A 25,024-nucleotide genomic window follows, 5' to 3' on the forward strand; every position below is an offset into this window, starting at 1 on the left:
GGAAGGTTAAGGAAATGATTGAAAAGATGATTCGACATAGTTGGAACGTCATATCAGGATTATTTGTTCTCTTATTGTCACTTTGGTTGAGCGGTCCTGGTATAGCAGAGACAGATACCCCACAATATCGTTGGTATTTCATGCTTTGGTTTGTACTATGGACGGTTGGTTTTATTTTACAGTTCAGAACGCGAACAAAATGGTTGGGTCTGTTCATCACGCTCGTGCCGACATTGTATTATTTTATTTCTGTTCTAAAAGCTGCAGAAGTGATTTCATACTAGTCAATCATGAGCAAAAATCAGAGCCATAGACGATGTCTATGGCTCGTGTAATTTATTCTTTTGATGCAGCGACCGTCGTATCCGCTAACTCTCGCTCCGGTGCAGGTGCCTTCGCGACATTCCCTTTTCCGGCAAAGTTCTCGAGCAAGTCTTTCATATCGATACCCGAAGATGCTTTCAACGTTTGTTGCAATGAAGCCATAAGGTCCGTTGCATATCCCGTCACTTTCCCTGCTCCACCGTTTTGACCACCGCCTGTGTCGACGACAGTGATTTGATCGATGTTGCCAAGTGGTGCCGCAATTTCCTTCGCATAATCCGGAAGCATTTTGACGACCATATCAAGAATCGCAGCCTGCCCATATTGAGCGAACGCCTCGGCGATTTTCTCTTTCGCTTCCGCTTCCGCGAGACCCGTCAAGCGGATGATTTCAGCTTCCGCTTCACCTTTCGCACGTTCAGAATCGGCTTCAGCAAGACCAGCCAAACGAACTCGTTCCGCATCCGCTTTCGCTTGTGCTTCGATGCGATATTTCTCAGCATCCGCGCTTGCGATTTGACGTGCTTTATCCGCAGCGGCCGATTGTTCGATCGAGTAACGGTCCGCATCGGCTTTTTTCTTCACTTCTGAATCATACTGTTTCTCACGACGCATGATTTCTTTCTCTTCGAGCTCGATTTGCTTTTGACGCTCGATGATTTGAACTTGCATTTGTTGTTCTGTAACTTCTTGTTTCGCACGTGCTTCCTCGAGCTCGTACGCTTGGTCAGCCCGGGCTTTGGCAACGTCTTGCTCGCGACGGTATGCCGCAATCCGGAGTTGATTCTCTTTCTCTGCTTCTGCAATTTCTGATGCTCGTTCTAACTCTGCTTTTTTCGCATCTTTCATCGCTTCGGCCTGTTTGATACGCGTTTCTTTATCCGCTTCCGCTGTTGCGATATCAGCATCACGTTTCACTTGCGCGATACGAGGTTTACCGAGTGATTCTAAATAACCATTTTTATCTCGAACATCTTTAATCGTGAAGGAGACGATGACAAGTCCCATCTTCGCCAAGTCTTGAGAAGCGACGCGTTGGACTTCTTGAGAAAACTTGTCCCGGTTTTTGTAAATTTCTTCAACCGTCATCGAACCAAGAATAGATCGCAAATGACCCTCTAATACTTCTTTCGCCTCGTTTTCTCGTTCAACTTTCGGTTTTCCGAGGAATTGTTCTGCGGCTGTCGCAATTTCACTGATTGACCCGCCGATTTTAATAATGGCCGTTCCGTCCGCCATGACCGGTACACCTTGTTCGGTATACACTTCAGGCGTTGTGACCTCTAGCTTGCTAGAGAGTAAACTGAGTGGTTCTGCTTGTTGGAACACTGGGAGGACGAACGTTCCTCCACCACGAATGATTTTGACACGGTTACCCGAGGTGTCGCTATGTACATTTTTCTTGCCTAAATAACTACCTGTTACAATCAGCGCTTCGTCAGGTCCGACCGTGCGGTATTTCAAAACGAATACAAACACGAGTGCGAGGATGATGACCCCGACGATGATGCTGACTAAAATAGCCGTATTCATAAGTTATTTCTCCTCTCGAATCGTAGGTTCGTCATATGTCATGACGATGGCGATATTACTTTTCACTTCAATAATGATGACTCGGTGGTCCGTGGAAATCGATGTCCCATCCAAACTTTGAGCTGTCTTTAAAAGGGAACCGGTCACTGTCTCAATCATGACTTCACCGTATCCGCCTTCTGGGATCGGTACCGTCAACCGTCCGACTTGTCCTACCAACGCTTCATCGGTCAATCCAATTGACTCTTCAGCATTGGATAATGGTAACAACACGAACAAATAGAGAAGTGTTGTCAGAGCGAGCGATCCGACCAATGCGACAGCAAGTCCAATCACCGGTGACACGTGCGCCAATGCGTTTAAAATGAGTCCGATTCCAGCACCGAGTGCTAAAAACGATAAAATAACTGCAGGGTTAAACCATCCTTCAAACATGTCAAATGCATCAGAGAACATCATATAGATGAAGGTTCCAAAACCAGCGATGATCAACACCCACCAGTACAGTTGATCGATTGCCTCCATTACCACCCCTCCTCCTGTCGACGTTGCTGTTCCATTAATAACATACGTCGAAGTTGTTCGACTTCAAGGGCGAGCTGATCCTCAATCTTATCCCATTCGGATAGGGACGACGTGGATAGATCGTTCGCTTCTCGAACTCGACCAATCGATTGTTCAATGCGCCGTCGATTATATACATCGACGAGTTCTTGACGTTCGAGTCGCATCCTGTTTAAAAAATATTCAACTTCTTTTTGAACCTGAACTACTTGATCCGTCACGTCCTCCGAAGAATCTTGCATCAGCAGCCGACGCACTCTCACTTGATGAGCCACTAACTTGGCAATTCTCGCTTCGAGTTCGAGAATGTGCTTGTACAATTCCTCTACCTCATCTTGATGCGTGTCATCGCGCCACCACACGTCTATCTCACCTCACTTTACTCTAATCACTTTCATATACGATAAAACCTCATCATCGGTTTCAAAAAATCATAAAAAAATGTAAAATGAATTTGCCAGACAGAAAGGAAGTGCTCATTTTGGGCAACCAAGTCATCAAGCTATCAACTGCTGATCAAGAAAAACTAAAAAACATGTATCACACGTATGCAGTCACCCCCCCTCCTTACGCGACTTTCAGTGCAAAAACCCCTGGATTTGTCGTCACGATTTATCAATCGGGTAAAGTGATGTTTCAAGGTAAAGATGCAGATTCCGAGGCAGTGAAATGGGGAACCCCTGCCAAGAAAAAACAAGCATCTCCACCGAAGACGACACTACCTGAAGGCTTTTCAAATTGGTCTGTTGTCGGGAGCGATGAAGTCGGAAAAGGTGATTATTTCGGACCACTCGTCGTCGTGTCCGCTTTTGTATCACGCGATCAGATCGCACTCGTCAAAGAACTCGGCGTCAAAGACTCAAAACAGCTGTCTGATCCCGAAATCATCCGAATCGCTAGGGATTTACATGCGACAATCCCATATCAAAAAGCGACAATGCACAACCCGACGTATAATAAGATGCAACGCACGATGACACAAGGCAAAATGACCGCCATCGCACATAACGCTGCACTTCATGCATTGCTTGAAAAACTTGAACAGAAACCAGACGCCATCCTGATCGATCAGTTTGCGGAAAAGTCGGTCTACTATCAACATCTACGGGCAGAGCGCGATGTCGTCCGTGATGACGTCTACTTTTCAACAAAAGCGGAAGGACTACACGTCGCAGTCGCAGCCGCGTCCATCTTAGCCCGCGCCTTTTTCTTAAAAGAAATGGACAAACTAAGTAAACAAGCCGGATTGACCCTTCCGAAAGGGGCAGGGGCAAAAGTCGACCAAGTGGCCGCTCAGATCATCCGACGTCATGGACAGGATTATTTACAAAAGATTGCTAAAGTCCATTTTGCCAACACAAAAAAAGCAATAAACTTAAACGAACGTCGTCTGTAGAGGTTCGATTTCAAATATGATATACTCATTTTATGGTTAAATGAACTTAAAATTTTTGGAGGATAGCGTTCATGTTGCATTATAAAACCTACACGATCAGCGATGACCATCCTTGGGTCGTCTTCATTCACGGAGCCGGTGGAAGTTTGTCACATTGGTATCGTCAACTTCGCCCATTCCGTAAGAAATATAATGTGTTGCTCGTCGATTTACGTGGACATGGTGGTTCATACGATGCTGAACAATCGCTTAAACAACCATTGAACGCCTATACGTTCGATGTCGTCGCGAAAGATGTCATCGAGGTCATGGACCACTTAGGCATCGAAAAAGGTCATATGGTCGGACTCTCTTTAGGTACGATTGTGATTCAGGCGATGTTTGAACATTATCCGGACCGGATCGCATCGGTCGTCCTTGGAGGCGCCATCGTCAAGTTCAACGTTCGTTCGACGCTTCTCATTCGACTCGGTAGCCTTGTTCAAAATTTCGTTCCATATATGTGGTTATACAAATTGTTCGCATGGATTTTACTGCCGAAAAAACGGCATAAAAAATCACGGATGATGTTTGTACGAGACGCTGCGAACTTGTGTCAACGCGAATTTATACGCTGGTTTAAGATGACCGAGAACATCAATCCATTACTAAATCAAATCACTTCGATTCAAACGAACGTCCCGATTTTATATATCATGGGCGATGAAGATTATATGTTCCTTGAAGCTGTGGAACGGACCGCAAAACACCAACCGACTGCCAATGTTGAAATTGTTGCAGACTCAGGTCACGTCGTGAATGTGGACCAACCCGAGAAATTCAATTCATTGTCGATGAAATTTATCGACGATCAAATTCAAGCACGCTCTCTACAAATGAGCTGATTCAGGATGCCACCATACATCCTGAATTTTTTTCAGTTTATTTTCAGAAAATATTGATTATTACAAAAATAGATGGTATTCTTTAGCAAATCCAACAAAGAGGAGATGCTTGAGATGTTCAAACCCGTACATATGAACAGCCTGCTGATTATTATTCGACTGAGGGACTGAAATCGTTTTGTTTTTGAAAAACGACTTTTCAGGCCCTTGTTCCCGTGGTAATCGGACAGGCGCCTGCACATGTAACCCGCGCCTATCCTAGTTGGATAGGTTTTTTTATTGGCACATAGACAAAGAGGAGATGATGGAAGTGAAGCAGTATATGATGGATCGAATGGTAAAAATTTCAGCAGGGATGGCAAACGCCGTACTCGTCACGCTCGGTGTTGGTCTATTGATTGAGACGATTGGTAATTTGACCGGGATCGCGATGCTTGTTCAAATTGGACAAGTTGCGAAATCTTTGTTGGCACCAGCACTAGGAGCCGGTGTTGCCTTTCAACTCGGAGGGAATACGCTCATCTTGTTTAGCGCCATGATTGCCGCAACGATTGGCGGTGCTGCTTTAAAAGCGACCGAAAGTGGGCTCGTCCTCGTCCCAGGTCAACCGATTAGTGCATTGATTGCAGCCGCAGCAGCCGTATGGCTCGGTAAACGTGTTCTCGGAAAAACAAAGTTCGACATGATGGTCGTACCCGTAACAGTCGTTCTCGGAGGTGGAATCGTCGGTGTAGCCGCAGCGGCTGTAACGACCCCTGTCATCAACTCCATCAGCCAAGGAATCACAGCATCCGTTGAAACGTCACCAATCGCGACATCTCTCGTCATCGCCCTTGTCTTCAGTGTCATGCTCATGTCACCTGCTTCATCGGCCGCACTCGCCATCGCTCTTCAATTAGACCCTGTCGCCAGTGCTGCCGCATTGATTGGTTGTTCTGCTCAGTTTGTCGGATTTACATTGATGGCGTATCGTCAAACCGATCCAGGTGGTTTGGTCGCTTCCTTCTTTGTCACGCCGAAAGTTCAGTTCCCGAACATCATCAAAAATCCGCGAATCGTCGTTCCACCATTCATTGCCGCGATGATCTCAGCACCGATTGCCACGTTAATGTTCTCACTACAAGTGCCGTATGAAATCGCCGGTCTCGGACTCAACTCTCTCATTGCCCCGCTTCAAATTTTAGCGGTACAAGGAATGGACGCGTTTCTCATCTTCACGATGACGGGTGTCGTTCTTCCTGCACTCATTACCTGGGCACTTTATCGTGTCACGAGCCTCGTCGGTTGGACGAAGTTCGGTGACCTTGCCCTTGAAATTCAATGAAATAAGGAGCGCTGTCCAAATCGGACAACGCTCCTTATTTTTACGCTCGTACTTCAGCGCCGTGTGCTGCACGGACCGCTTCGACGATTGTTTCATATGCTGCTGTTACTTCTTCATCTTGTAACGTTCGTGACGGGTCTTGGAACTTGAGTGAGAAGGCAATCGACTTCTCCTCCGGTCCAACATTTTCCCCTGTATATACGTCAAACAAGACGAGGTCGATCAAGAGTGGACCTGCCGCTTCACGGATTGTTTGCTCCACTGTGCCAGCCGGAATCGAACGTGGCAAGACGAGTGCCAAATCTCGTGAAATCGATGGATAACGCGGCACGTCTTGATACAGAAGCGTCTCTTCCCCACTAAGTGCCAATAGGTCGAGTTCAAATACGTACACTTCTTTCATCCCATAGACTTCTTTTGATGTTCCTGGATGCACTTGTCCAACATATCCGATGACGTCACCGTTCATCAAAATGTTCGCCGTACGACCTGGATGCATATCTGGCATCGATACCGCTTCATACGTGACATCAAGACGAAGTGTTTGAAGCAACGTGTCGACAATCCCTTTCGCGACAAAGTAGTCGACCGGAATCCGAGTGCCTTGTGAACGATGATCCATCCAAAGACCTGTGACAACTCCCGCCACTCGTTCTTTTTCACGTGGTAACGTATCACCTTGCTCTGTATAGACACGTCCTGTTTCGTAGAGTGCGACGTTTGATTGTTGACGCGCCGTGTTGTAACGTGCCGCCTCTAACAATCCAGGGATGAGTGATGTGCGAAGCACAGAACGCTCTTCACTCATCGGCATCGCTAGACGGACGAGTTGATCGGCTTGACCACCAAAACGTGTCGCATGTGCCTCACTCGTTAATGAATAGGTGATCGCTTGTGATAATCCGACACCTTGTAACATGCGGCGTGTCTTTCTGCGCAACACGTTGATTGCTGGTAAATAGCCTTTCGACTGAGATGCAGGTAACGTCGATGGGAGACTGTCATATCCGTATAGACGCGCAACTTCTTCCGTGATGTCAGCCGGCAGCTCTAAGTCCGGACGACGAGAAGGGATATGGACACTCAATACATCATCGCCTTCTGTAGCTAGACCGAGACGTTCTAAAATACGTTCAATCGTTTGACGATCGAGTGTCATCCCTAAACGTTTATTAATGTAATCGACCGAGACTTCAATTTGACGAGCGCGTGACTCTTTTTCACCAGAGACAGTCGCTTCCCGAATCTCGCCTCCACCGAGCTCCACAATCAATTGAGCGGCACGGTCGAGCGCAAGCATGACACGTTCCGGATCCACACCTTTTTCAAAACGAGCGCTTGAGTCAGAACGAAGACCGAGCGTACGGCTCGTCTTACGAACTGAAGCCGGATCAAAGTATGCTGATTCTAAGACGATATCTGTCGTAGAGGCGTCCACTTCAGTGTTCGCACCACCCATGACACCTGCGATTGCGACCGGTGTCTGACCATCTGTGATGACCATCATCGAAGCGTCGAGCGTACGTGTCACATCATCCAGTGTAACCATCTCTTCTCCATTTTCAGCCTGGCGGACCACAATCGATTGACCGAGTTTTTTCGCATCGAATGCATGGAGCGGTTGACCGATCTCAAGCATCACGTAGTTCGTCACATCAACAATGTTATTGATTGGGCGAACGCCCTCTGCAATCAAGATGTTTTTAAGCCATTGTGGAGATTCTGCGATTGTGACTCCTCGTACTTCACGCGCCGCATAGTACGGGCAGTTCGGTGTAGCGAGTTCAATCGACACTTCAGACGCAGAAGAGGACATGACCTCTGCTTCTGGTAACGTGTACGGACGTTCTAGAATTGCCGCCACTTCATGAATGATTCCATAAAGGCTCAAACAGTCCGAACGGTTCGGCGTCAGGCCAAGCTCGATGACCTCATCGTTCAAGTCGAGTAAATCGAGTACGTCCGCTCCAACTTGGACATCTTCCCGGAACGTGTGAATTCCGTCTTGCTCATCTTCTCGAATTTGCTTCTTCTCGAATCCGAGTTCCTCGAGCGAACAGATCATTCCTTGAGATTCGACACCGCGAAGTTTCGCTTTTTTAATCTTTAGTCCTGGTAAACGTGCGCCAACTTTCGCCACGATGACGTGTTGACCTTCGCGTACGTTCGGTGCGCCACAAACGATTTGAACGGGATCACATTCCCCGATGTCTACTTTTGTCACGTTCAATTTATCCGCTTCTGGATGCTTCTCACATGAAAGGACACGACCGACGACAATCCCAGAAAGTCCTTCTGCACGGTTTGTGACACTTTCCACTTCAATCCCGTTTTTTGTGATCAAGTCGCCAAGTGCTTCTCCGCTCAAATCTGACACATCAATATATTGATTCAACCATTTTTTTGATAGTAACATCTGTCTTCCTCCTTAGAATTGCTCGATGAAGCGTAAGTCGTTTGTGTAGAAGTGGCGGATGTCATCGACACCGTGTTTGAGCATCGCCATACGCTCAACACCGATTCCGAATGCGAATCCTGACACTTTTGACGAGTCATAGCCTGCCATCTCTAACACATGTGGATGTACCATCCCGCCTCCGAGAATTTCAATCCAGCCGGTTCCCTTACAGACGTTACAACCTTTTCCTCCACACTTGAAGCATGAAATATCAACTTCAACTGACGGTTCCGTGAATGGGAAGAAGCTTGGGCGAAGACGAATTTCACGTGCCTCACCGAACAATTGCTTCACGAACACTTCAAGCGTCCCTTTTAAGTCTGCCATCGAAATCGATTCATCGACGACTAACCCTTCGATTTGCATGAATTGATGCGAGTGTGTCGCGTCATCTTCATCACGACGATATACTTTTCCTGGGCAGATGATGCGAATCGGTTTCCCGTTCGCCTCTAACATCGTCCGTGCTTGTACAGGTGACGTATGGGTACGGAGCAACGTCTCCTCTGTAATATAGAACGAGTCTTGCATATCACGTGCTGGATGGTCTTTTGGCAAGTTGAGCATCTCAAAGTTGTACAAGTCCGTTTCGACTTCAGGACCTTCTGCGATCGTGTATCCAAGTCCGACGAATAAATCTTCCATCTCGTCGATGATCTGTTGCAGTAGATGACTGTGCCCTGGAGCCGATGTACGTCCCGGGAGCGTCACGTCAAGCGTTTCCGCTTTTAACTTCTCTTCCAGCTCGATTGCCTTCACTTCTTCGATTCGAGCGTCGAGCGTCGTTTGAATCGACGTTCGGACCGTGTTCGCCAATTCACCAATGACCGGACGTTCCTCTGCGGATAACTTACCCATCCCACGAAGTACCTCGGTCATCGGGCCTTTTTTCCCTAAATATTTGATGCGGACGTCATTTAATGATTTTTGTGTGGATGCTTCTTTGATTTCTTCAAGTGCTTCCATTTGTAACTGTTCTAATTGCTCTTTCATGTGTTCACTTCCTCCTCTACATAAAAAAGTCCCTTCAGTCGTTGACTGAAGGGACGAATCATCGCGGTACCACCCTACTTGGCCAATAGTTGGCCCACTTGAGAGCATCGTTATCGAGATGCCAAACCGGTGTTGTCTCCAACACGACTCCAGAGTGAATTCAGCGACGATTCCGGCTTAGGCTTTCAGTCACGGCCTATGCTCCCTGAACGGAATCGATCATTCGCTTACTATGTTCTTTCAACGTCATATCTTATTCATCGATGTGTTTAACCTATCACGTTTTTCACGCGCTGACAAGATTATTGTAAAGCAATCCGATACATTAAAATACCGGCAGCGACCGCCGCATTGAGCGATTCTGCCTCACCGAGTACTGGAATATGGACACGTGTGTCACACAGTGCCAACACATCGGCATGTACACCTTGTGCTTCATTTCCGATGACCAAGGCTACTTTGTCTTCAAATGCTACCTGCTCATACGATGTCGCTTTCGAAAGGGCTGTTCCATACACATGGAAACCACCTTCTTTCAGTTCAGGTAGTTTTTCAAGCAAGTCAACCGAAGTCACGTTCACGTGAAAAAGGGAACCTTGAGTCGCACGAACGACTTTAGCATTGAACGGATCGACCGTCCCTTTCCCGAGGAGCACCGTATCAAATCCGGCTGCATCTGCCGTCCGGATCATCGTACCTAGGTTACCTGGGTCCTGTACCCGGTCTAACACGAGGACTTTCTTCATCTTACGCTCTACCGGTGTCATCTTCACGACAGCAAACACACCTTGTGTCTTTTCTGTCTCAGATAACAGGTCAGCGACATGATCAGATAACTCGAGCACCGGCATGTCCTCGATGCGCCACGTCTTTTTCGGCACGTACGACTCTGCCATGATGAGTTGTACGAGACGACCTGCTCGGATTGCCTCATCCACCAAATGCTCTCCCTCTACAAGGAATTGCCCGGTTTCTTGGCGTCCTTTTTTCGTCATCAATCGTTTTAATCGTTTAATCGTCTCGCTCTTCGTAGACGTAATCTTCGTCATATTATCCCTCTTTCAACCATTGGACCGTCTCGTGGTCTAAGCGTTTCGTTAATGCGACAACGAGTTCAATTGCTGCTTCGTAGTCGTCTTTATGGATGATTGACACGTTCGTGTGTAAATAACGAACAGGTACTGTTAACGCAATCGCCGGCATTCCAATCCCAGACAAATGGAATCGTCCTGCGTCTGTTCCGCCACCTGGTGTCAAATCAAGCTGATATTTGATGTCGTTTTCTTTTGCTACCTCAACAATGAGGTCGACGAGACGTGGATTTGTCACGGTCGTTGCATCAAAGAAGATGACTTGAACGCCATCGCCGAGTTTTGACAATCCTTCTGCCGGTGTCATTCCTGGCGTATCACTTGGAATTCCTGTATCGACAGCAATCGCCACATCCGGTTGAACCAAGTTAGCCGCTGTAACCGCTCCACGCAATCCAACTTCTTCTTGTACCGTCGCACCTGTATAGATGACACCTGGGAATGCTTCTTCTTTCAGGCGTTTTGCAGCTTCAATGGCAATGGCACAACCGATTCGGTTGTCCCAAGCTTTCGCCATCAAGAAGTTCTCATTTTTCATGACCGTGAATTCACAATGCGGGACGACCGTATCACCCGGACGAATTCCCCATTCGGCGACTTCGTCTTTTGATGTCGCTCCGATATCTAAAAACATGTCTTTGATTTCAACTGGTTTTTTACGTGCTTCAAGGGGAAGGACATGTGGTGGTTTCGCACCAATCACTCCCGGGATTTTTTCACCTGAACGCGTCACTACATCCATCCGTTGTGCCAATAAGACTTGGTTCCACCATCCACCAAGCGCTTGGAAACGTAGGAAACCACCTTCTTCCACACGCGTGACCATAAAGCCGACTTCATCCATGTGACCTGCAATCATGACACGAGGACCTTCTGATTTTCCAGTCACTCGACCAAATAAACTTCCGAGACCGTCTTGTTCAAATGATTCGACATGTGGTTCAAGGTATTCACGCATTAATTGACGGACTTCCCCTTCATTTCCTGGGACGCCAGTTGCGTCTGTCAGACGTTTTAACATATGTAACGATTCATTCATACCAATCCGCTCCTTTTCCTTAATAGCCTAATTGTTGTCGCTCATGGTTCACTTCATTTTTGTTCATATACGCCATGAAAATGAGTTGTTCATTGAACCCAAGCGTATAGCCAAGTTCAAGATACGCTGCCATCAGCGTCTCGTACATCGCTTCTGTTTTCGAAAGACCAAAGTTCGTCACTTTTCGATAAATATCTAAAAAAGCATCAGTCGCATCAAGATATGAGCTCCCCGCCGGAAACGCGTCTCGTTCATACCCAAGTGCAAGGCCGAGTGACAGTAAGAAGTGAATGCCGTCTACATATTCTTCTAAGATCACATCTTGAGGCGACGGTCCTTTCTTCGACCAAAACTTAAAGCTACGTGTTTCGTTAGCCAGTTCACCGAGTTCGACAAGCAGCGCCAGTAACCGTTCATCGAATTGATTGCCGGATAATCCATGTTGTTCTTTGATCCGCTCGTCTAATTCGCGCTGCCGATCAAACAATGTTGTCCAGTTCACCGGATGTTCCTCCTCTATCTCCACTTATAGCAGTACTAAAATCATTAAAGACCAGCCTACCGCTAAAATCAATACTTGTAATTGGAGCAGTTTTGGGGCATGAACGGTCTTTTTTCGTGTCAAATGGAGACCGAACAAGGCACCGATGGCTCCTCCCGCATAGGCGTATAGTACGTTGAAATCACCTTGGCCATGCGTATAACGTTTTGCCTGGATATAGGTATATACGTTCAAGACGATCAGCGCAAGGGCAACGATGGCGACAACTGATTGATTCATACGCTTTCCTCCTTCTTTTAATTCTAAGAAATTCTGAAGAAAAAAGAAAGCGCCGAGAGAGTGTCTCGGCGCTGTCGATTGAACGATTACGCGTTCAATTTTGATTTAGCTGTTTCAGCGAGTGACGCGAATGCCTGTGCATCTGTCACAGCAAGCTCAGCAAGCATCTTACGGTTGATGTCGATTCCTGCAAGCTTGAGGCCGTGCATCATACGGCTGTATGAGAGACCGTTTGTACGTGCTGCCGCATTGATACGTGTGATCCAAAGACGACGGAAATCACGTTTCTTCTGACGACGGTCACGGTAAGCGTACATGAGTGACTTCATGACCTGTTGTTTTGCTACTTTAAATAGAATGTGTTTCGAACCAAAGTATCCTTTGGCAAGTTTAATTTGCTTTTTACGACGTTGACGAGTCGTATAACCGCCTTTTACGCGTGGCATATGGATTCCCTCCTAATTGTTTCTGTATTACTTCGCGATCATGTTGCGAATGCGTTTGAAGTCTCCAGCTGATACGATAGCGCCTTTACGGAGCTTACGTTTCGCTTTAGTCGATTTGTTTGCGAACAAGTGACTTGTGTAAGCGTGTGAACGCTTGAGTTTACCTGATGCTGTACGTTTGAAACGTTTTGAAGCACCGCGGTGCGATTTCATTTTCGGCATGAGTATTTCCTCCCCACTGAGAATCGATGATTAATCTTCTTTGTTCGGAGCCAGCACTAAGAACATGCTGCGTCCTTCCATCTTCGGCTTTTGTTCAACTGTTGCCAAATCGGCACATTCCGCTGCCATTTTGTCCAAAACACGTTTCCCGATTTCCGAGTGTGTGATGGCACGTCCGCGGAAACGAATCGAAGCCTTCACTTTGTTTCCTTTTTCAAGGAACTTGCGTGCGTTACGCAATTTTGTTTGGAAATCGTTGTCCTCGATTGTTGGACTGAGACGTACTTCTTTCATTTGGATGACTTTTTGGTTTTTACGCGCTTCTTTCTCCTTTTTCTGGAGTTCGAAACGGTACTTCCCATAATCCATAATTTTAGCGACCGGTGGATTCGCTTTGTCCGCGACCAAGACTAAGTCTAGTTCTGCTTCTTCAGCTAAACGTAACGCATCGTTACGCGATTTCACACCGAGTTGTGCGCCGTCTGCGCCAATGAGACGTACTTCACGGGCACGAATGTTTTCGTTGATAAAGAGCTCTTTGCTAATGGTTAGCACCTCCATCGTGCGATTGCACGAGATTTAGATTGACAAGACAACATGGCAATAAAAAAAGCGTCGGCAGTTTCCCACCCACACATCAGTTGAGGTCATAAAACGGCAGACGATGCCGATTGAACCAAGAACTTGATGGACCTGCCTGATGACTCTCAGACGAGGTGAAAAGCGGGTGCTTCTGCTTTGTTGTTTTTAATCACTATGTCATCTTAGCACTAGCAGGAAAAGATGTCAAGATATCGCGCATGAATAATTGGTAGCTCACACTTTTATGATGATACCAGTCATTCTCTCGTTTCGCAATACCTTTTCAAAGGGAATAATGAAATAACAAAGGAGGGATTTACATGAACTGGCGAAAAGACGTCTCGCGCGAACATGACTATCACGACCAGGTTCAGCAGATCGTCAGTAAAACGATGCAGGCGCATGGCTTAGAAGATGAAAAGTTACAGGCAGTATTAACGGACTTATTAGAAGAGATGAATCGTATCACATTAAAGATTGTCGATGATCACGAGTCAGCTCAAAACTATATTCATAAACGATGGTATTGAAGTGTAAAAAACCCTGTCCTGCTTATGTACCATATAAAAACGTCCAGTTCCAAATCAATGGAATTGGACGTTTATTCATGTTTACTGTGCGTAAACCATCTGTCCCCCGAGGTGCCCGGCGTATGCAAGAAGTCCCGCTCCCACGAGCGCAATCACAAAACTAAGTGTGATCCATAGCTTCCCTTTCGCACGATATCCTACGGCAAGCAAGACAACAGTGATGCCAAACGCGATCAAGCTGTACAAGGCAAAATGTTCATGGTTTTCAATCATCGCCTCTGTGACCGAAGGAAGGTTTGCTTCCGCATACTCCTCGGCACTGTCACCCGATAGAAATGCCACTCCGCCCGATATCAATCCAGCGACGAGCGTGACGAGTGCAAACAGTCGAAAACTTGTCCATTCGAAGCTAATCAAAATCAAAAGCGTCCCAAACAGTAGAAGACCAATCGGAGCGTGCACGAGCAATGGATGTAGCGGAACACCACCGAGCATAACGATTCCTCCTTAAGATTAAGATAATGGATGAAAGTTATTTACCCCGTTTGATGATTTCCTTATCCAGTTTTCCTTCTTTTCAAAATGATACACAATTAATTCGTGAGCGACTTGAAGAAGTTACTGATTGCTTCAAACAATCTTGCGAAAAATCCTTGGACTTCCTCTTGTTCAAGAAAAGCCTGTACGTCCTGCCCTGCATCTTTTAATCCGTTACTGATCGCAGACCAATCCAGATTCGCTTGTTGCATGTTTTCAAATAGTGTCGTCAATTGGTCGAGTTGTCCTTCAGACAATTGAACGTTATTTTGATTTAACACTTGAATGACGATATCGCGAATCTCAATATTCGTCTCCGGCATTTGGTTCGCGATTTCCGCTTTGATTTCGTTCATGAGACCGGCTACATCTTCTTGACCGACCGTCTTTCCGATTTCAGACGTCACTGCTAACTCTTCCTGTGCAAGTTCTTTTCGCTCATCAGACAGTTCAATTCCGGTTTCGGCCGCCGTTTGATCATACGCCTTCATGATCCCTGTCAAAGCAGACGTACCTGTCACGTTGATTGGTGACGTGATATAGATGTCCGCATCCGTCACACCTGCCGTGACCAATGCGTTCGCATACATATCTTTCGTGACCCACGTCACATTTTCAGTTTGAATATCAAGACCTGTTCCGTCCGTTAATTTAATTCGTGCGGACGAATACATGCCACCCCCACGTTGCGCTTGTGGGACAGAATCTCCTAAATATTTTTCTTCATCCGCTGCCGTCGTAATAATCGGTTCGATTCCCTCTGGCGCGTCCATACGTTCAAGTACCCATTTTTGTTGTTCTGAAGAGAGCGATTCCCCGAGCGTCACAATCGTGTCATTGACGATTGCCTCCGCCCCGACTTTCGGAAGTGCTCCTGTAAATGCGACTGCTCCAATAGTAAGTGCCAATACTGGCTTCAAATAATTCATGAATTATCACTCCTTAATGTTTACGATACGTGGAGACGACAAAATACACATCCGTCTTTAGACCGAAAAAAGCCACCTTTCTAGATGGAAAGGTGGCTCACCACTTAGCGTGAACGGTTCGCGATCTCTTCTGTGAGGGATGCGATGAATTCGTCAAGTGATGCTGATACTTGTTCTTGTTGACCGTAACGGCGAATGTTGACCGCACGCTCATCACGTTCTTTATCCCCAAGTACGAGCGTCATTGGAATCTTCTTCATTTGCGCTTCACGAATCTTATAGCCGAGTTTCTCGTCACGAAGGTCCGTTTCGACGCGAACCCCACGCTTGACGAGTTCCGCTTTGACTTCAGCGACATACTCATCATGGACGTGTGATACCGGAATCAATTTCACTTGTACCGGTGCGAGCCATGTTGGGAATGCGCCTTTGTATTCTTCAATCAAATACGCCACAAATCGTTCCATCGTCGAGACGACACCACGGTGCAAGACGATTGGACGATGGTCTTTCCCGTCTGGTCCTGTGTACGTCAAATCGAAACGTTCTGGGAGTAAGAAGTCAAGTTGAACAGTCGAGAGCGTCTCTTCTTTCCCGAGCGCCGTGCGTACTTGCACGTCGAGTTTCGGTCCGTAGAATGCCGCTTCTCCTTCTGCTTCGAAGTATGGAAGTTCGAGCTCGTCCATTGTTTCTTTCAACTGGCTCTGTGCCATCTCCCAAATCGCATCGTTATCGAAGTACTTCTCTTTATCGGCAGGATCGCGATACGAGAGACGGAAACGATAATCTTTAATGCCGAAGTCAGCATACACCTCTTGAATCAAGTGAACGATGTCTTTGAACTCTTGTTTCATCTGTTCAGGTGTCACGAACGTATGCCCGTCGTTCAAGACCATGTAGCGGACACGTTGAAGTCCTGTGAGCGCGCCTGACATCTCGTAGCGGTGCATCCCACCAAGCTCAGCGATTCGGAGTGGAAGCTCACGGTATGAGCGTGGCTCATGTTTGTAGATTGTCATGTGGTGCGGACAGTTCATCGGACGAAGGACGAGTTCCTCATTGTCCATCTCCATTTTCGGGAACATGTCATCTTGATAGTGGTCCCAGTGTCCCGATGTCTTGTACAAGTCGACCGACCCAAGCACCGGTGTATAGACGTGTTGGTATCCGAGTTCGAGCTCTTTATCGACGATGTAACGTTCGACCGTACGACGAATCGATGCACCTTTTGGCAACCACATCGGAAGTCCCTGACCGACTTCTTGCGAGACGAAGAAGAGGTCGAGTTCTTTTCCGAGTTTACGATGATCGCGCTCTTTCGCTTCTTCAAGAAGTCGCAAGTGCTCGGCGAGTTGTTCTTTCGTTGCCCACGCCGTCCCGTAAATACGCTGTAACATCTTGTTGTCAGAGTCGCCACGCCAGTATGCTCCAGCCACGCTCATCAATTTAAAGATTTTTAACTTCGAAGTCGATGGGACGTGCGGTCCGCGGCATAGGTCGAAAAATTCACCTTGATGATAGATTGTAAGTGTCTGATCGGCAGGAATGTCTTCAATCAACTCGATTTTGAGCGGGTCTCCCAGCTCTTTATAACGAGCGAGCGCTTCGTCACGTGAAACAACTTCACGAGTGATTTCTAAGTTTTCATCGACGATACGTTTCATCATTTTCTCAATCTCAGGAAGGTCTTCCTCGTTGATTCGGCGGTCCATTTCGATGTCGTAATAGAATCCGTTCTCGATCGTCGGCCCAATCCCGAGATAGATGTTGTTCTCTTCTCCATACAGACGCTTGATCGCTTGTGCCATCAAGTGCGCTGACGAGTGACGCATCAAGTCGAGACCGTCCTCTGAATCTGGCATGACGAGCTCGATTTTGCCGTCCTGTTCAATCGGACGACGGTAGTCGATGAGTTCTCCGTCTAGTTTTGCTGCGATTGCTTTTTTGCGAAGTCCCGGGCTGATTGAGCCTGCGACGTCTTCTGCTGTGACGCCGGCATCAAATTCTTTTACCGCGCCATCTGGAAATGTCAATTGAATCATGTACATCTGTCCCCTCTCAAAAAAATGAATATAAAAAAAGCCCATCCCTCAAAAAGGGACGAGCTTTGATTCTCGTGGTACCACCCTCGTTCCCAAGCATCATGCTTGGCTCGAACACACGATAACGAGTGTGAATCGCCGCACGATTGACCCGTACGGTGCTCTGAGGGAGTAAATGCATCGTCGTCGTTAGGAAGCTTCCACCGCCCTTCCCTCGCTAAAACTCGTCTCGATGATTCATATCCTCTTCTATGCATCACTTATATGGTTATTAGTATAGTCAACTCATCCGAGAAAAACAATCCTTTACCGACGTCGATTTTCACCCTTCAGTTCGATTTGTGTCGTCGTCGTTGAAATTCGTTGCATGAGACGCTGCGCTTTCATTTTATTTTGCGCGGACCCATCGATTGAAAAGTGAGTCTCGAGCTCCTCTCCGCTAAAGTTTGAACTATATAGCGTCGGCAATCGATGCATCATCCGATATTGGAGAATGATGCCGAACAGTTCGTCGCGCACCCACGGGCTGATCGCCTCAGCACCAATGTCATCAATTAACAAGACAGGCACGTGTTGAAACGATGTCAAAAATGAATCAAACGATTCCGTACGGATTTTGCGCTTTGCCTCTGATACGAATCCAGGGGCATGAACCAAAATCGTCTCGATATCCGCCACTTTTAATTCATTGGCAATGGCGGCGAGTAGATACGTTTTCCCGACACCGAAACTTCCGTGTAAATAGAGTCCGTTCACTTTTTGTTTGGACTTCATCCCCGTCACGAAACGCATCGCTTCTCGAAGTGCGATCTTGCGCGCATCATCCGCCCAATCAAATGACTCAAAGCTCGCCTCACGGACTTCTTCCGGTAAAAACAGGCTCTTAAACTTTCGGTCCATCTCTTTTTGGCGTCTAGCTTGTCGATGAGCGACCGTCTCTTCATAGCGAATGGCAATCTGCCCGAGATCGACATAGAGCACCGGTTGATGACCAGGGATGACGGCCTGTTCTTCGATGAACGTCTTTCCATCCATTTGCTCGGCATACTCACTCAGCTTCGTGAATCCAATTTCAATCGCTTTCTCTTCTAACTCAGGATGAGCGTTCAAAAAGGCGATCACTCCCGGATGATTGAGCGTTCGTCTGCGAATCGACTCATACGCTTCGCGGACTTCTTTTCGATTCATCAACTGCGATAACGACTGGTTGATTCGTTCCATCCCCTCACCCCTTCTCTTTCAATTCATTTAATAGTTTTACAAGTTCCGCATCATCTGGAACGGAAGATTCCAATTCTTTCTTCCTCGCTTGATCATACGATCGCTGTTGTTTCGCTTCATCTTCGAGCCATTTCGGCATCTCGCCTTGTTGGGGTTTCCGACGTGAACCGACAGTCGTCCGCTGTACATTTTCACGTTTTTGTTGCTTCTTCTCAATGAGCGCATCTTGTGACGCTTCTTGCTCTAACGCCTCTTTCGCGTTCGTATAACCAGCCGTCTTCCAACTCGTCGCGATGCGAAGGACATAGTTCTCGTTCAGACGAGTCTGTTTCTTCACTTCAATACAATAATAGAAGAGTGCGTTGATCACGCCCGGTGCGAGTCCGAGCGTATCAACGAGTTCGATGACCAACTGTTCGTCACTTTTCGACAACTGAGGCGTCTTCCGAAGTGTCGATACGTACTGATGGGGGTGGGCCGCTTCCATTACCGCTGGATCATGTAAATCTCCCAATTTGGTCTCTTCGTGCTCCACCGTCTTCTCTTTTCGATGCCGCGTTTGTTTTTTCTTCAACTGGAGTACCATCTGACGACATCCGTCTCGCTTCTCCTGCTCACTGAGCGGAAGATAGGCTTCGTGAACAAAATATTCTTTCAACATTTCGGCCATCGTCTCTTCGTCGAGTTGAGACACATAGGCCAATTTTGTGATGGTTTCGTCTAATTTCTTTGTGAAAAACCCGACTGGGAAATTCGTCAGTTTCTTCACAATGTCCATATCGAACGAATAGTTGATTTCAATCTTCGCACGGTCTGGTTTTTCGTAGTTCTTTTGTGTGAACGCTCGATGGTTGACGCCTTTCACATCAAATACTTCATTAAAGTCTTTCGTCACCTCGACGATTCCCGCAGGCAAAGGGTCGATCGTGAAACGCCCTTGAAGTTGTTTAAATCGCACTTCCCCTACTTTATAGAAGAGAAAGCTCGATAACAGCCCATCGTTTAAAAACGTATGCGGTGCGAGCGGAACACGCAACTGATAGACGTATTGCGTCAATCGGGCATCTTTCGTTTTATACGTCCGTACCAATCCGATAGCTTCGAGGCGAAATAGATTATCCGTCAATTCATTGATGGAGTACTCCAACATTTCACACAAGGCACTATGTGACATATAGTTCGATTTCATCTTGCCTGGTTTCAATTCACTCCAAAGCGTCTGGTACAGTGCGAGTGCTTTGACGCCGATGACAGGTTGATACAAATGATAGAGGGACTGATATGATTCGCGGTCAACAAGACCTGTACTCATAATGAGCAGTTCATCCGTCCCAAAGATTGTACGTTCTTTCTCCATAGCTCTCTCCCCTGAAAAAGGGCGACCAGCAGGCCGCCCTTTAGTTGGTCGAATTTTCTTGCTTCATTAAATCTTCAAGTTCTTTAAAGAACACAGTGATATCTTTGAATTGGCGATAAACAGATGCGAAACGAACGTATGCGACTTCATCGACACGTGCGAGTTCATTCATCACCAACTCACCAACCTGCTCACTCGGAATTTCCGACTGTGCGAGGGCGCGAAGTTGTTGTTCGACTTTTGTCACGACCCCTTCAAGCTGTTCAAGCGTGACCGGTCGCTTTTCACACGCACGAATGATTCCACGAAGCACTTTTTCGCGACTGAATTCTTCACGGTTTCCATCTTTCTTCACAATGATGAGGGGTGTCTGTTCCACCGTCTCAAACGTTGTGAACCGATACCCACATTTTTCACATTCACGACGACGTCGAATCGAATAATGGTCTTGCACCGGTCGGGAATCGAGCACTCTCGTTCCATTGTGATCACATTTCGGACAACGCATGCTCAAGCCTCCTTATCGTTCGACAGATTTTTTTCCGATAGCACGAAGCGGGAATTGTTGTGTGAGCGCCTCGTAATAGTGAGTGATGATTTGTCCAAGGTCTGCCCCTAGTCGTTGTTCGCGGTTCAGTGTAAAATCGACCGCTGTACGACCACCATCCACTTGCACGACCGTAATGAGTCCGTCCCATCCTTCACCAATGAATGAGAGTTCGCCACGGTTCGAGTCGATTCGACGCACCGTCTGACCATTCGACTGAATCTGACTTTCTAACCATTGTAAGATTGCGTTCGGAGATGCCGCATAGTAACGTGTCCGAAGCGATTCATTTTTATGTGTATCTTTCGTTTCAATATGTGTTTGTAACTTATCTAACAGTCCCATAATCCACCTCAACGCCTGAGTTATATACGTTAAGCATATCAAAATTAAGGCAACAACAAAACAATTAAAAGGGCTGACCGTTAAACGGCCAGCCTCAAAAGGTTCTTCAGAATTATTTAGTTAGTGCAACTTGTGCTTCTGGAACACGAATCGGTCCCATTCCACGCTCAAGTTTCACATCTTCACGTACTTTTGCATCCAAGCCTTCGGCGATGTATTGCGATGCCGTAGCTGGATCGATTCGATCTCCACATGTGAACACGTCAACCGACGCGTAGCCATGCTCTGGGAAACTGTGAATCGTTAAGTGTGATTCTGAAATGATGACGACTCCACTCACACCGTGTGGCGCGAATTTGTGGAAAGCGACTTCGCGGACTTCAGCGCCCGAACGAAGAGCAGCATCGACGAACAAACGCTCGATGTAGTCGATATCATTCAATTTGTCGGGATTGCACTCCCAAAGTTCTGTAATAATGTGACGTCCCATAGTATCCATATTAGTGGATCCCCCTTTACATCAATGGTCTCAAAGTAGTTGATGATCACTCACTTTGTGCCTGAATCGCCCACAACCACGGGGGCAAGTTAGTCCTAAGAGGTCCTAACCCTTTAAGTTGCGTTTGTCAGACCAATTGAAGTTCACGAAATTGAGTGTAACGTGTTTGGGACGTCGTTACAAGACATTTGTTTAAAAAAATCAAAAATATTTTTTAGAGCGTAATATTTTTTTAGGCGTGTGTTTCTTGTTGCCCAATTTGAAGGTAACTCGCCACCATATCTAACAAGTCGACGACACGGCACGAATAGCCCCATTCATTGTCATACCATGCGAGAACTTTTACATGATTTCCGCCGAGTACCATCGTCGAATCCATATCGATAATTGACGAGCGATCGTCTCCGTTAAAATCAATCGATACGAGCGGTTCATGAGAAACACCTAACACGCCCGTCATCTCTCCAAACGCTGCCCGCTCAAACGCTTCATTCACTTCATCAACCGTGACGTCACGATGAAGTTCAACAACTAAATCGACGAGTGATACGTTCGGTGTCGGAACGCGGAGTGCCATTCCGTTTAATTTCCCTTGTAGCTCTGGCATGACAAGTCCAATCGCTTTAGCCGCTCCTGTCGAAGTCGGGATGATCGAACTGCCACAAGCACGCGCCCGGCGTAAGTCCTTATGCGGGTTATCAATATTATTTTGGTCATTCGTGTACGCGTGAACAGTTGTCACTAAACCTGTCTCGATTCCGAATGTCGAATGCAATACCTTTACGACAGGTCCTAGACAGTTTGTCGTACACGATGCATTTGAAATGATGTGGTCTTCTTCCGGGCGATAGTCTCGATCGTTGACCCCCATCACAATCGTACGTAATTCCCCTTTACCTGGCGCTGTTAAAATTACTTTTTTTGCACCTGCATCTAAATGAAGTTTTGCTCCAATATCCGAGTTGAACTTCCCTGTCGCCTCGACCACGATGTCGATGCCAAGGTCTGCCCATGGTAAACGTGATGGATCACGTTCTGAAATAAGTTCGATTCGCTTTCCATCGACTTCAAGCGCATCCCCTTGCGCTCGAACTGTCAATCCGAATGGACCGTGAATGGAATCATGTTTGATGAGATGAGCGAGCGTTTCCGCTGGATAACTCGCATTGATTGCCACAACTTCATGACGCCCCTCAAGCATCAATTTCCGGAATACCATTCTCCCGATTCGACCGAATCCGTTAATCGCAACTTTTGTCCCCATGCTAAATCCCCCTTTTTCTACATTACGGTTTCATTATAACGGATAGCTGTAAGCGTTTTCACTATGATTCGTCACATTTTTTTCGTTTTTCTCTGTTTATTTTTTAAAAATGAGGGAAATTTCTTGGCGTAAAGCACATCAGAAAGGAGGCGTCACCATGTTTGATTGGGGAGATATCGATAAGTTCTTCATTTCATTTTTCATCATCTTACCGATTGTGACGTTGATTCACGAGTTCGGACATTTCTTTTTCGCAAAATTGTTTGGGGGCTCGCTCGACATGCAAATCGGCACAGGAAAAAAACTATTTAAAGTTGGACGTCTTCAAGTAAACCGCGTCTATTTTTACGATGCGTGGTGTCAATTCACAGATTTAAAATGGAGCAATAAGGTTACCCGCACGCTTGTATATGGCGGTGGGGCCATTTTTAATCTGGCGAGCATCTTGATTCTCAATTCATTTATTTTAAGTCGAGAGATTGAACCAACGTTGTATACGTATCAGTTCGCTTATTTCTCGTTTTACTATATTTTCTTTTCACTGTACCCGATCAATTATTCGAACGGTCATCCTAGCGATGGACGTGCCATTTATGATACGTGGAAGAAGGGTTCACCTGACTCCGATCCATTAAACTGACTAAACGAAAAGAAGGCGAATCATCATTCGCCTTCTTTTTCAATCATCTTAAATTGTTCGACCAAACGGTCAATTTGCGGTGGTAAGTCACCGAGTGAACCGTTGTTATTGACGAGAAAATCGGCCTGATGTTTTTTCTCCTCGATTGGGATTTGAGAATGAATGCGAGCGAGCGCCTCTTCTTTCGTCAATCCATTCCGCTCCATGAGACGCATCAGTTGAATCTCTTCGCGACAATAGACGACAACAGAATAATCGACGAGGTCGAGCATTGTCCCCTCAAATAAGAGAGGAATATCAAAGATGACGACAGACTCGCCGGCTGCTTCATAAGCACGCATCTGTTCCTTCATCTCTTCACGAATCGCTGGATGCACCAGCTGATTGAGATGTTGACGCTTCGTCTCATCATGAAAGATTTCACGCCCTAGCGCTGGACGGTTCAGGACATCACCGTCAAAACATTTTGGAAATGCCGCTTTTACGCCCTCGATTGCCTTTCCTCCAGGTTCGACGACCGTCCTCGCAATCAAATCGGCATCGATGATCGGAATCCCCTTTTTCCGAAAAAGTCGAGACACCGTGGACTTCCCGGTTGCAATCCCACCCGTCAATCCAATTTTCAACATAACGCCCACTCCTTAACGTTGTTGACAGTGTGGACAATAATGCGTGCCACGACCGCCTAGTTTCATCTTTTCAATTTCTTGTCCGCAACGGCGACATGGTTCACCGGCTTGTCCGTATACATAAAGTCGTTCTTGAAACGTTCCCGTGGCCCCGTCTGGATTCGTATAACTACGAATGGTACTTCCCCCACGTTCAATCGCCTCATTTAGCACGGCTACCGCTTCAATGCGTACACGCTCCACTTCTTCGTGCGTCAAACTAGCAGCTGGTCGTGTCGGATGCACACCGGCACGAAACAATGTTTCATCTACATAGATATTCCCTAATCCGACGAAGATGGACTGATCAAGAAGCGCCGTCTTGATAGCGCGTGTCTTCATCCGCTCTAGACGCTTAAGCAACGCATCAGTTGTCACACGCTCGTCAAACGGTTCGTATGCAAGTAGTGACAGTGGTGGTGTCGTATGAACCGCCTCATTCGTCCGCAACTCCATCGTTCCAAACTTCCGCACATCATTATAATGTAGGGTCGATTGGTCCGTGAAGTTGATGACGACATGCGTATGTTTAGCCGGTTCTGTGATTGTCTCATAAGGGAAGAACTTCCCTTCCATTCGGAGATGAGAGACGAGATATCCGTTCGTTAATTTGAATAAAATAAACTTCCCTCGACGTTCTACATCAGTAATGGTCTCTCCAATCAAATGGTGTACCCATTCTTCTGGCTCGAGTCCCCGAATGATTTTAGGGTCGAGCACATCGACAGACTGAATCGTCTTTCCGGAAACGGCAGGTCGTAATCTGCGACAAACCGTTTCGACTTCTGGTAATTCTGGCATACTGATT

The 25,024-nt window shown here is 46.7% G+C and carries 29 protein-coding genes; 6 read left to right on the forward strand and 23 right to left on the reverse strand.

The window, feature by feature from the left end; translation table 11 throughout:
* Positions 1-14 precede the first annotated feature (14 nt).
* Positions 15-284, forward strand: a complete 270-nt coding sequence (locus KNP04_RS02135) for a hypothetical protein (protein ID WP_214874538.1) — start codon at positions 15-17, stop codon at positions 282-284.
* Positions 285-336: 52 nt separating this feature from the next.
* On the opposite strand, the gene KNP04_RS02140 is transcribed toward KNP04_RS02135, so the two are convergent.
* From KNP04_RS02140 to KNP04_RS02150, 3 genes are read right to left on the reverse strand one after another with little or no spacing between them, the layout of a single operon-like run.
* A complete protein-coding gene (locus tag KNP04_RS02140) occupies positions 337-1,857 on the reverse strand; it encodes a flotillin lipid rafts scaffold protein FloT (RefSeq protein ID WP_214693180.1) in 1,521 nt (506 codons plus the stop codon).
* Between the two features lie 3 nt (positions 1,858-1,860).
* Complete coding sequence (locus KNP04_RS02145; protein ID WP_074033399.1) at positions 1,861-2,382, reverse strand: NfeD family protein; 522 nt, start codon at positions 2,380-2,382, stop codon at positions 1,861-1,863.
* Positions 2,382-2,783 carry a hypothetical protein gene (locus KNP04_RS02150; protein WP_214820336.1) on the reverse strand — a complete coding sequence of 134 codons (402 nt, stop codon included), beginning with the start codon at positions 2,781-2,783 and terminating at the stop codon, positions 2,382-2,384. The genes KNP04_RS02145 and KNP04_RS02150 overlap by 1 nt, the downstream gene beginning before the upstream one ends.
* A gap of 119 nt (positions 2,784-2,902) precedes the next feature.
* Between KNP04_RS02150 and rnhC the strand changes: the two genes are divergently transcribed.
* From rnhC to KNP04_RS02165, 3 genes are all read left to right on the forward strand, one after another.
* Positions 2,903-3,817, forward strand: coding sequence for a ribonuclease HIII (gene rnhC, locus KNP04_RS02155; protein ID WP_214874539.1), 915 nt, complete (start codon positions 2,903-2,905; stop codon positions 3,815-3,817).
* A 71-nt stretch (positions 3,818-3,888) separates the two neighbouring features.
* Positions 3,889-4,701: an alpha/beta fold hydrolase gene (locus tag KNP04_RS02160; RefSeq protein ID WP_214820340.1), complete on the forward strand. Its 813-nt coding sequence runs from the start codon at positions 3,889-3,891 to the stop codon at positions 4,699-4,701.
* A 301-nt stretch (positions 4,702-5,002) separates the two neighbouring features.
* On the forward strand, positions 5,003-6,025 hold the full coding sequence (locus KNP04_RS02165; protein WP_214874540.1) for a PTS sugar transporter subunit IIC: 1,023 nt from the start codon (positions 5,003-5,005) through the stop codon (positions 6,023-6,025).
* A 40-nt stretch (positions 6,026-6,065) separates the two neighbouring features.
* Here the strand turns inward: KNP04_RS02165 and pheT are convergent, their stop codons facing one another.
* From pheT to infC, 9 genes are all read right to left on the reverse strand, one after another.
* Positions 6,066-8,441, reverse strand: coding sequence for a phenylalanine--tRNA ligase subunit beta (gene pheT / locus KNP04_RS02170; RefSeq protein ID WP_214874541.1), 2,376 nt, complete (start codon positions 8,439-8,441; stop codon positions 6,066-6,068).
* Between the two features lie 12 nt (positions 8,442-8,453).
* Positions 8,454-9,476: a phenylalanine--tRNA ligase subunit alpha gene (pheS, locus tag KNP04_RS02175; RefSeq protein WP_214820344.1), complete on the reverse strand. Its 1,023-nt coding sequence runs from the start codon at positions 9,474-9,476 to the stop codon at positions 8,454-8,456.
* Positions 9,477-9,778: 302 nt separating this feature from the next.
* Positions 9,779-10,525 carry a TrmH family RNA methyltransferase gene (locus KNP04_RS02180; RefSeq protein WP_214820352.1) on the reverse strand — a complete coding sequence of 249 codons (747 nt, stop codon included), beginning with the start codon at positions 10,523-10,525 and terminating at the stop codon, positions 9,779-9,781.
* 1 nt (position 10,526) lies between these two features.
* Entirely contained in the window at positions 10,527-11,606 is a 1,080-nt protein-coding gene (locus KNP04_RS02185; RefSeq protein ID WP_214782226.1) for a M42 family metallopeptidase, read from the reverse strand.
* A gap of 19 nt (positions 11,607-11,625) precedes the next feature.
* Positions 11,626-12,108 (reverse strand): dUTP diphosphatase, encoded by a 483-nt coding sequence (locus KNP04_RS02190; RefSeq protein ID WP_214749310.1) that lies wholly within the window; start codon positions 12,106-12,108, stop codon positions 11,626-11,628.
* A 24-nt stretch (positions 12,109-12,132) separates the two neighbouring features.
* Positions 12,133-12,387, reverse strand: a complete 255-nt coding sequence (locus KNP04_RS02195; RefSeq protein ID WP_214693206.1) for a hypothetical protein — start codon at positions 12,385-12,387, stop codon at positions 12,133-12,135.
* Between the two features lie 86 nt (positions 12,388-12,473).
* Positions 12,474-12,833: a 50S ribosomal protein L20 gene (rplT, locus tag KNP04_RS02200; RefSeq protein ID WP_012726696.1), complete on the reverse strand. Its 360-nt coding sequence runs from the start codon at positions 12,831-12,833 to the stop codon at positions 12,474-12,476.
* A 27-nt stretch (positions 12,834-12,860) separates the two neighbouring features.
* Complete coding sequence (gene rpmI / locus KNP04_RS02205) at positions 12,861-13,055, reverse strand: 50S ribosomal protein L35 (RefSeq protein WP_012726697.1); 195 nt, start codon at positions 13,053-13,055, stop codon at positions 12,861-12,863.
* A 30-nt stretch (positions 13,056-13,085) separates the two neighbouring features.
* Positions 13,086-13,616, reverse strand: a complete 531-nt coding sequence (gene infC / locus KNP04_RS02210) for a translation initiation factor IF-3 (protein WP_074033409.1) — start codon at positions 13,614-13,616, stop codon at positions 13,086-13,088.
* A gap of 341 nt (positions 13,617-13,957) precedes the next feature.
* Here infC and KNP04_RS02215 point away from each other — a divergent pair, with 341 nt between their 5' ends.
* Positions 13,958-14,167 (forward strand): hypothetical protein, encoded by a 210-nt coding sequence (locus KNP04_RS02215; protein WP_012726699.1) that lies wholly within the window; start codon positions 13,958-13,960, stop codon positions 14,165-14,167.
* Between the two features lie 81 nt (positions 14,168-14,248).
* Here the strand turns inward: KNP04_RS02215 and KNP04_RS02220 are convergent, their stop codons facing one another.
* From KNP04_RS02220 to KNP04_RS02260, 9 genes are all read right to left on the reverse strand, one after another.
* Positions 14,249-14,662 (reverse strand): DUF2231 domain-containing protein, encoded by a 414-nt coding sequence (locus KNP04_RS02220; RefSeq protein ID WP_214874542.1) that lies wholly within the window; start codon positions 14,660-14,662, stop codon positions 14,249-14,251.
* A gap of 98 nt (positions 14,663-14,760) precedes the next feature.
* Positions 14,761-15,633 (reverse strand): DUF1002 domain-containing protein, encoded by an 873-nt coding sequence (locus KNP04_RS02225; RefSeq protein WP_214820356.1) that lies wholly within the window; start codon positions 15,631-15,633, stop codon positions 14,761-14,763.
* A gap of 104 nt (positions 15,634-15,737) precedes the next feature.
* Positions 15,738-17,681 (reverse strand): threonine--tRNA ligase, encoded by a 1,944-nt coding sequence (thrS, locus tag KNP04_RS02230; protein WP_214782220.1) that lies wholly within the window; start codon positions 17,679-17,681, stop codon positions 15,738-15,740.
* A 300-nt stretch (positions 17,682-17,981) separates the two neighbouring features.
* A complete protein-coding gene (gene dnaI / locus KNP04_RS02235; RefSeq protein ID WP_074033411.1) occupies positions 17,982-18,896 on the reverse strand; it encodes a primosomal protein DnaI in 915 nt (304 codons plus the stop codon).
* A gap of 4 nt (positions 18,897-18,900) precedes the next feature.
* Positions 18,901-20,253, reverse strand: coding sequence for a DnaD domain protein (locus KNP04_RS02240; RefSeq protein ID WP_214820358.1), 1,353 nt, complete (start codon positions 20,251-20,253; stop codon positions 18,901-18,903).
* A gap of 40 nt (positions 20,254-20,293) precedes the next feature.
* Positions 20,294-20,761 (reverse strand): transcriptional regulator NrdR, encoded by a 468-nt coding sequence (gene nrdR, locus KNP04_RS02245; RefSeq protein WP_012726705.1) that lies wholly within the window; start codon positions 20,759-20,761, stop codon positions 20,294-20,296.
* A gap of 12 nt (positions 20,762-20,773) precedes the next feature.
* Complete coding sequence (locus KNP04_RS02250) at positions 20,774-21,145, reverse strand: hypothetical protein (RefSeq protein ID WP_214874543.1); 372 nt, start codon at positions 21,143-21,145, stop codon at positions 20,774-20,776.
* Between the two features lie 112 nt (positions 21,146-21,257).
* Entirely contained in the window at positions 21,258-21,644 is a 387-nt protein-coding gene (speD, locus tag KNP04_RS02255; protein WP_026825618.1) for an adenosylmethionine decarboxylase, read from the reverse strand.
* Positions 21,645-21,876: 232 nt separating this feature from the next.
* On the reverse strand, positions 21,877-22,908 hold the full coding sequence (locus KNP04_RS02260; RefSeq protein WP_214820362.1) for a glyceraldehyde-3-phosphate dehydrogenase: 1,032 nt from the start codon (positions 22,906-22,908) through the stop codon (positions 21,877-21,879).
* 157 nt (positions 22,909-23,065) lie between these two features.
* On the opposite strand from KNP04_RS02260, the gene KNP04_RS02265 reads away from it, so the two are divergent.
* On the forward strand, positions 23,066-23,548 hold the full coding sequence (locus KNP04_RS02265) for a site-2 protease family protein (RefSeq protein ID WP_214820364.1): 483 nt from the start codon (positions 23,066-23,068) through the stop codon (positions 23,546-23,548).
* A 23-nt stretch (positions 23,549-23,571) separates the two neighbouring features.
* Here the strand turns inward: KNP04_RS02265 and coaE are convergent, their stop codons facing one another.
* Positions 23,572-24,177 (reverse strand): dephospho-CoA kinase, encoded by a 606-nt coding sequence (gene coaE, locus KNP04_RS02270; protein ID WP_214874544.1) that lies wholly within the window; start codon positions 24,175-24,177, stop codon positions 23,572-23,574.
* A gap of 12 nt (positions 24,178-24,189) precedes the next feature.
* Positions 24,190-25,017, reverse strand: a complete 828-nt coding sequence (mutM, locus tag KNP04_RS02275) for a DNA-formamidopyrimidine glycosylase (protein WP_214874545.1) — start codon at positions 25,015-25,017, stop codon at positions 24,190-24,192.
* Positions 25,018-25,024 lie beyond the last annotated feature (7 nt).

Source organism: Exiguobacterium sp. CH10 (assembly GCF_018617635.1).
Taxonomy (GTDB): domain Bacteria; phylum Bacillota; class Bacilli; order Exiguobacteriales; family Exiguobacteriaceae; genus Exiguobacterium; species Exiguobacterium aestuarii_A.

Coding starts and splice junctions, on each gene's coding strand:
- thrS (WP_214782220.1), bottom strand. CDS start 17,681: ATGTACATGATTCAATTGACATTTCCAGATGGCGCGGTAAAAGAATTT.
- KNP04_RS02260 (WP_214820362.1), bottom strand. CDS start 22,908: ATGGGGACAAAAGTTGCGATTAACGGATTCGGTCGAATCGGGAGAATG.
- mutM (WP_214874545.1), bottom strand. CDS start 25,017: ATGCCAGAATTACCAGAAGTCGAAACGGTTTGTCGCAGATTACGACCT.
- KNP04_RS02140 (WP_214693180.1), bottom strand. CDS start 1,857: ATGAATACGGCTATTTTAGTCAGCATCATCGTCGGGGTCATCATCCTC.
- KNP04_RS02265 (WP_214820364.1), top strand. CDS start 23,066: ATGTTTGATTGGGGAGATATCGATAAGTTCTTCATTTCATTTTTCATC.
- KNP04_RS02185 (WP_214782226.1), bottom strand. CDS start 11,606: ATGAATGAATCGTTACATATGTTAAAACGTCTGACAGACGCAACTGGC.
- KNP04_RS02250 (WP_214874543.1), bottom strand. CDS start 21,145: ATGGGACTGTTAGATAAGTTACAAACACATATTGAAACGAAAGATACA.
- rplT (WP_012726696.1), bottom strand. CDS start 12,833: ATGCCACGCGTAAAAGGCGGTTATACGACTCGTCAACGTCGTAAAAAG.
- KNP04_RS02180 (WP_214820352.1), bottom strand. CDS start 10,525: ATGACGAAGATTACGTCTACGAAGAGCGAGACGATTAAACGATTAAAA.
- KNP04_RS02220 (WP_214874542.1), bottom strand. CDS start 14,662: ATGCTCGGTGGTGTTCCGCTACATCCATTGCTCGTGCACGCTCCGATT.
- pheT (WP_214874541.1), bottom strand. CDS start 8,441: ATGTTACTATCAAAAAAATGGTTGAATCAATATATTGATGTGTCAGAT.
- pheS (WP_214820344.1), bottom strand. CDS start 9,476: ATGAAAGAGCAATTAGAACAGTTACAAATGGAAGCACTTGAAGAAATC.
- KNP04_RS02240 (WP_214820358.1), bottom strand. CDS start 20,253: ATGGAGAAAGAACGTACAATCTTTGGGACGGATGAACTGCTCATTATG.
- KNP04_RS02165 (WP_214874540.1), top strand. CDS start 5,003: ATGATGGAAGTGAAGCAGTATATGATGGATCGAATGGTAAAAATTTCA.
- coaE (WP_214874544.1), bottom strand. CDS start 24,177: ATGTTGAAAATTGGATTGACGGGTGGGATTGCAACCGGGAAGTCCACG.
- KNP04_RS02195 (WP_214693206.1), bottom strand. CDS start 12,387: ATGAATCAATCAGTTGTCGCCATCGTTGCCCTTGCGCTGATCGTCTTG.
- KNP04_RS02160 (WP_214820340.1), top strand. CDS start 3,889: ATGTTGCATTATAAAACCTACACGATCAGCGATGACCATCCTTGGGTC.
- KNP04_RS02145 (WP_074033399.1), bottom strand. CDS start 2,382: ATGGAGGCAATCGATCAACTGTACTGGTGGGTGTTGATCATCGCTGGT.
- KNP04_RS02135 (WP_214874538.1), top strand. CDS start 15: ATGATTGAAAAGATGATTCGACATAGTTGGAACGTCATATCAGGATTA.
- KNP04_RS02215 (WP_012726699.1), top strand. CDS start 13,958: ATGAACTGGCGAAAAGACGTCTCGCGCGAACATGACTATCACGACCAG.
- rpmI (WP_012726697.1), bottom strand. CDS start 13,055: ATGCCGAAAATGAAATCGCACCGCGGTGCTTCAAAACGTTTCAAACGT.
- speD (WP_026825618.1), bottom strand. CDS start 21,644: ATGGATACTATGGGACGTCACATTATTACAGAACTTTGGGAGTGCAAT.
- nrdR (WP_012726705.1), bottom strand. CDS start 20,761: ATGCGTTGTCCGAAATGTGATCACAATGGAACGAGAGTGCTCGATTCC.
- dnaI (WP_074033411.1), bottom strand. CDS start 18,896: ATGGAACGAATCAACCAGTCGTTATCGCAGTTGATGAATCGAAAAGAA.
- infC (WP_074033409.1), bottom strand. CDS start 13,616: ATGGAGGTGCTAACCATTAGCAAAGAGCTCTTTATCAACGAAAACATT.
- KNP04_RS02225 (WP_214820356.1), bottom strand. CDS start 15,633: ATGAATTATTTGAAGCCAGTATTGGCACTTACTATTGGAGCAGTCGCA.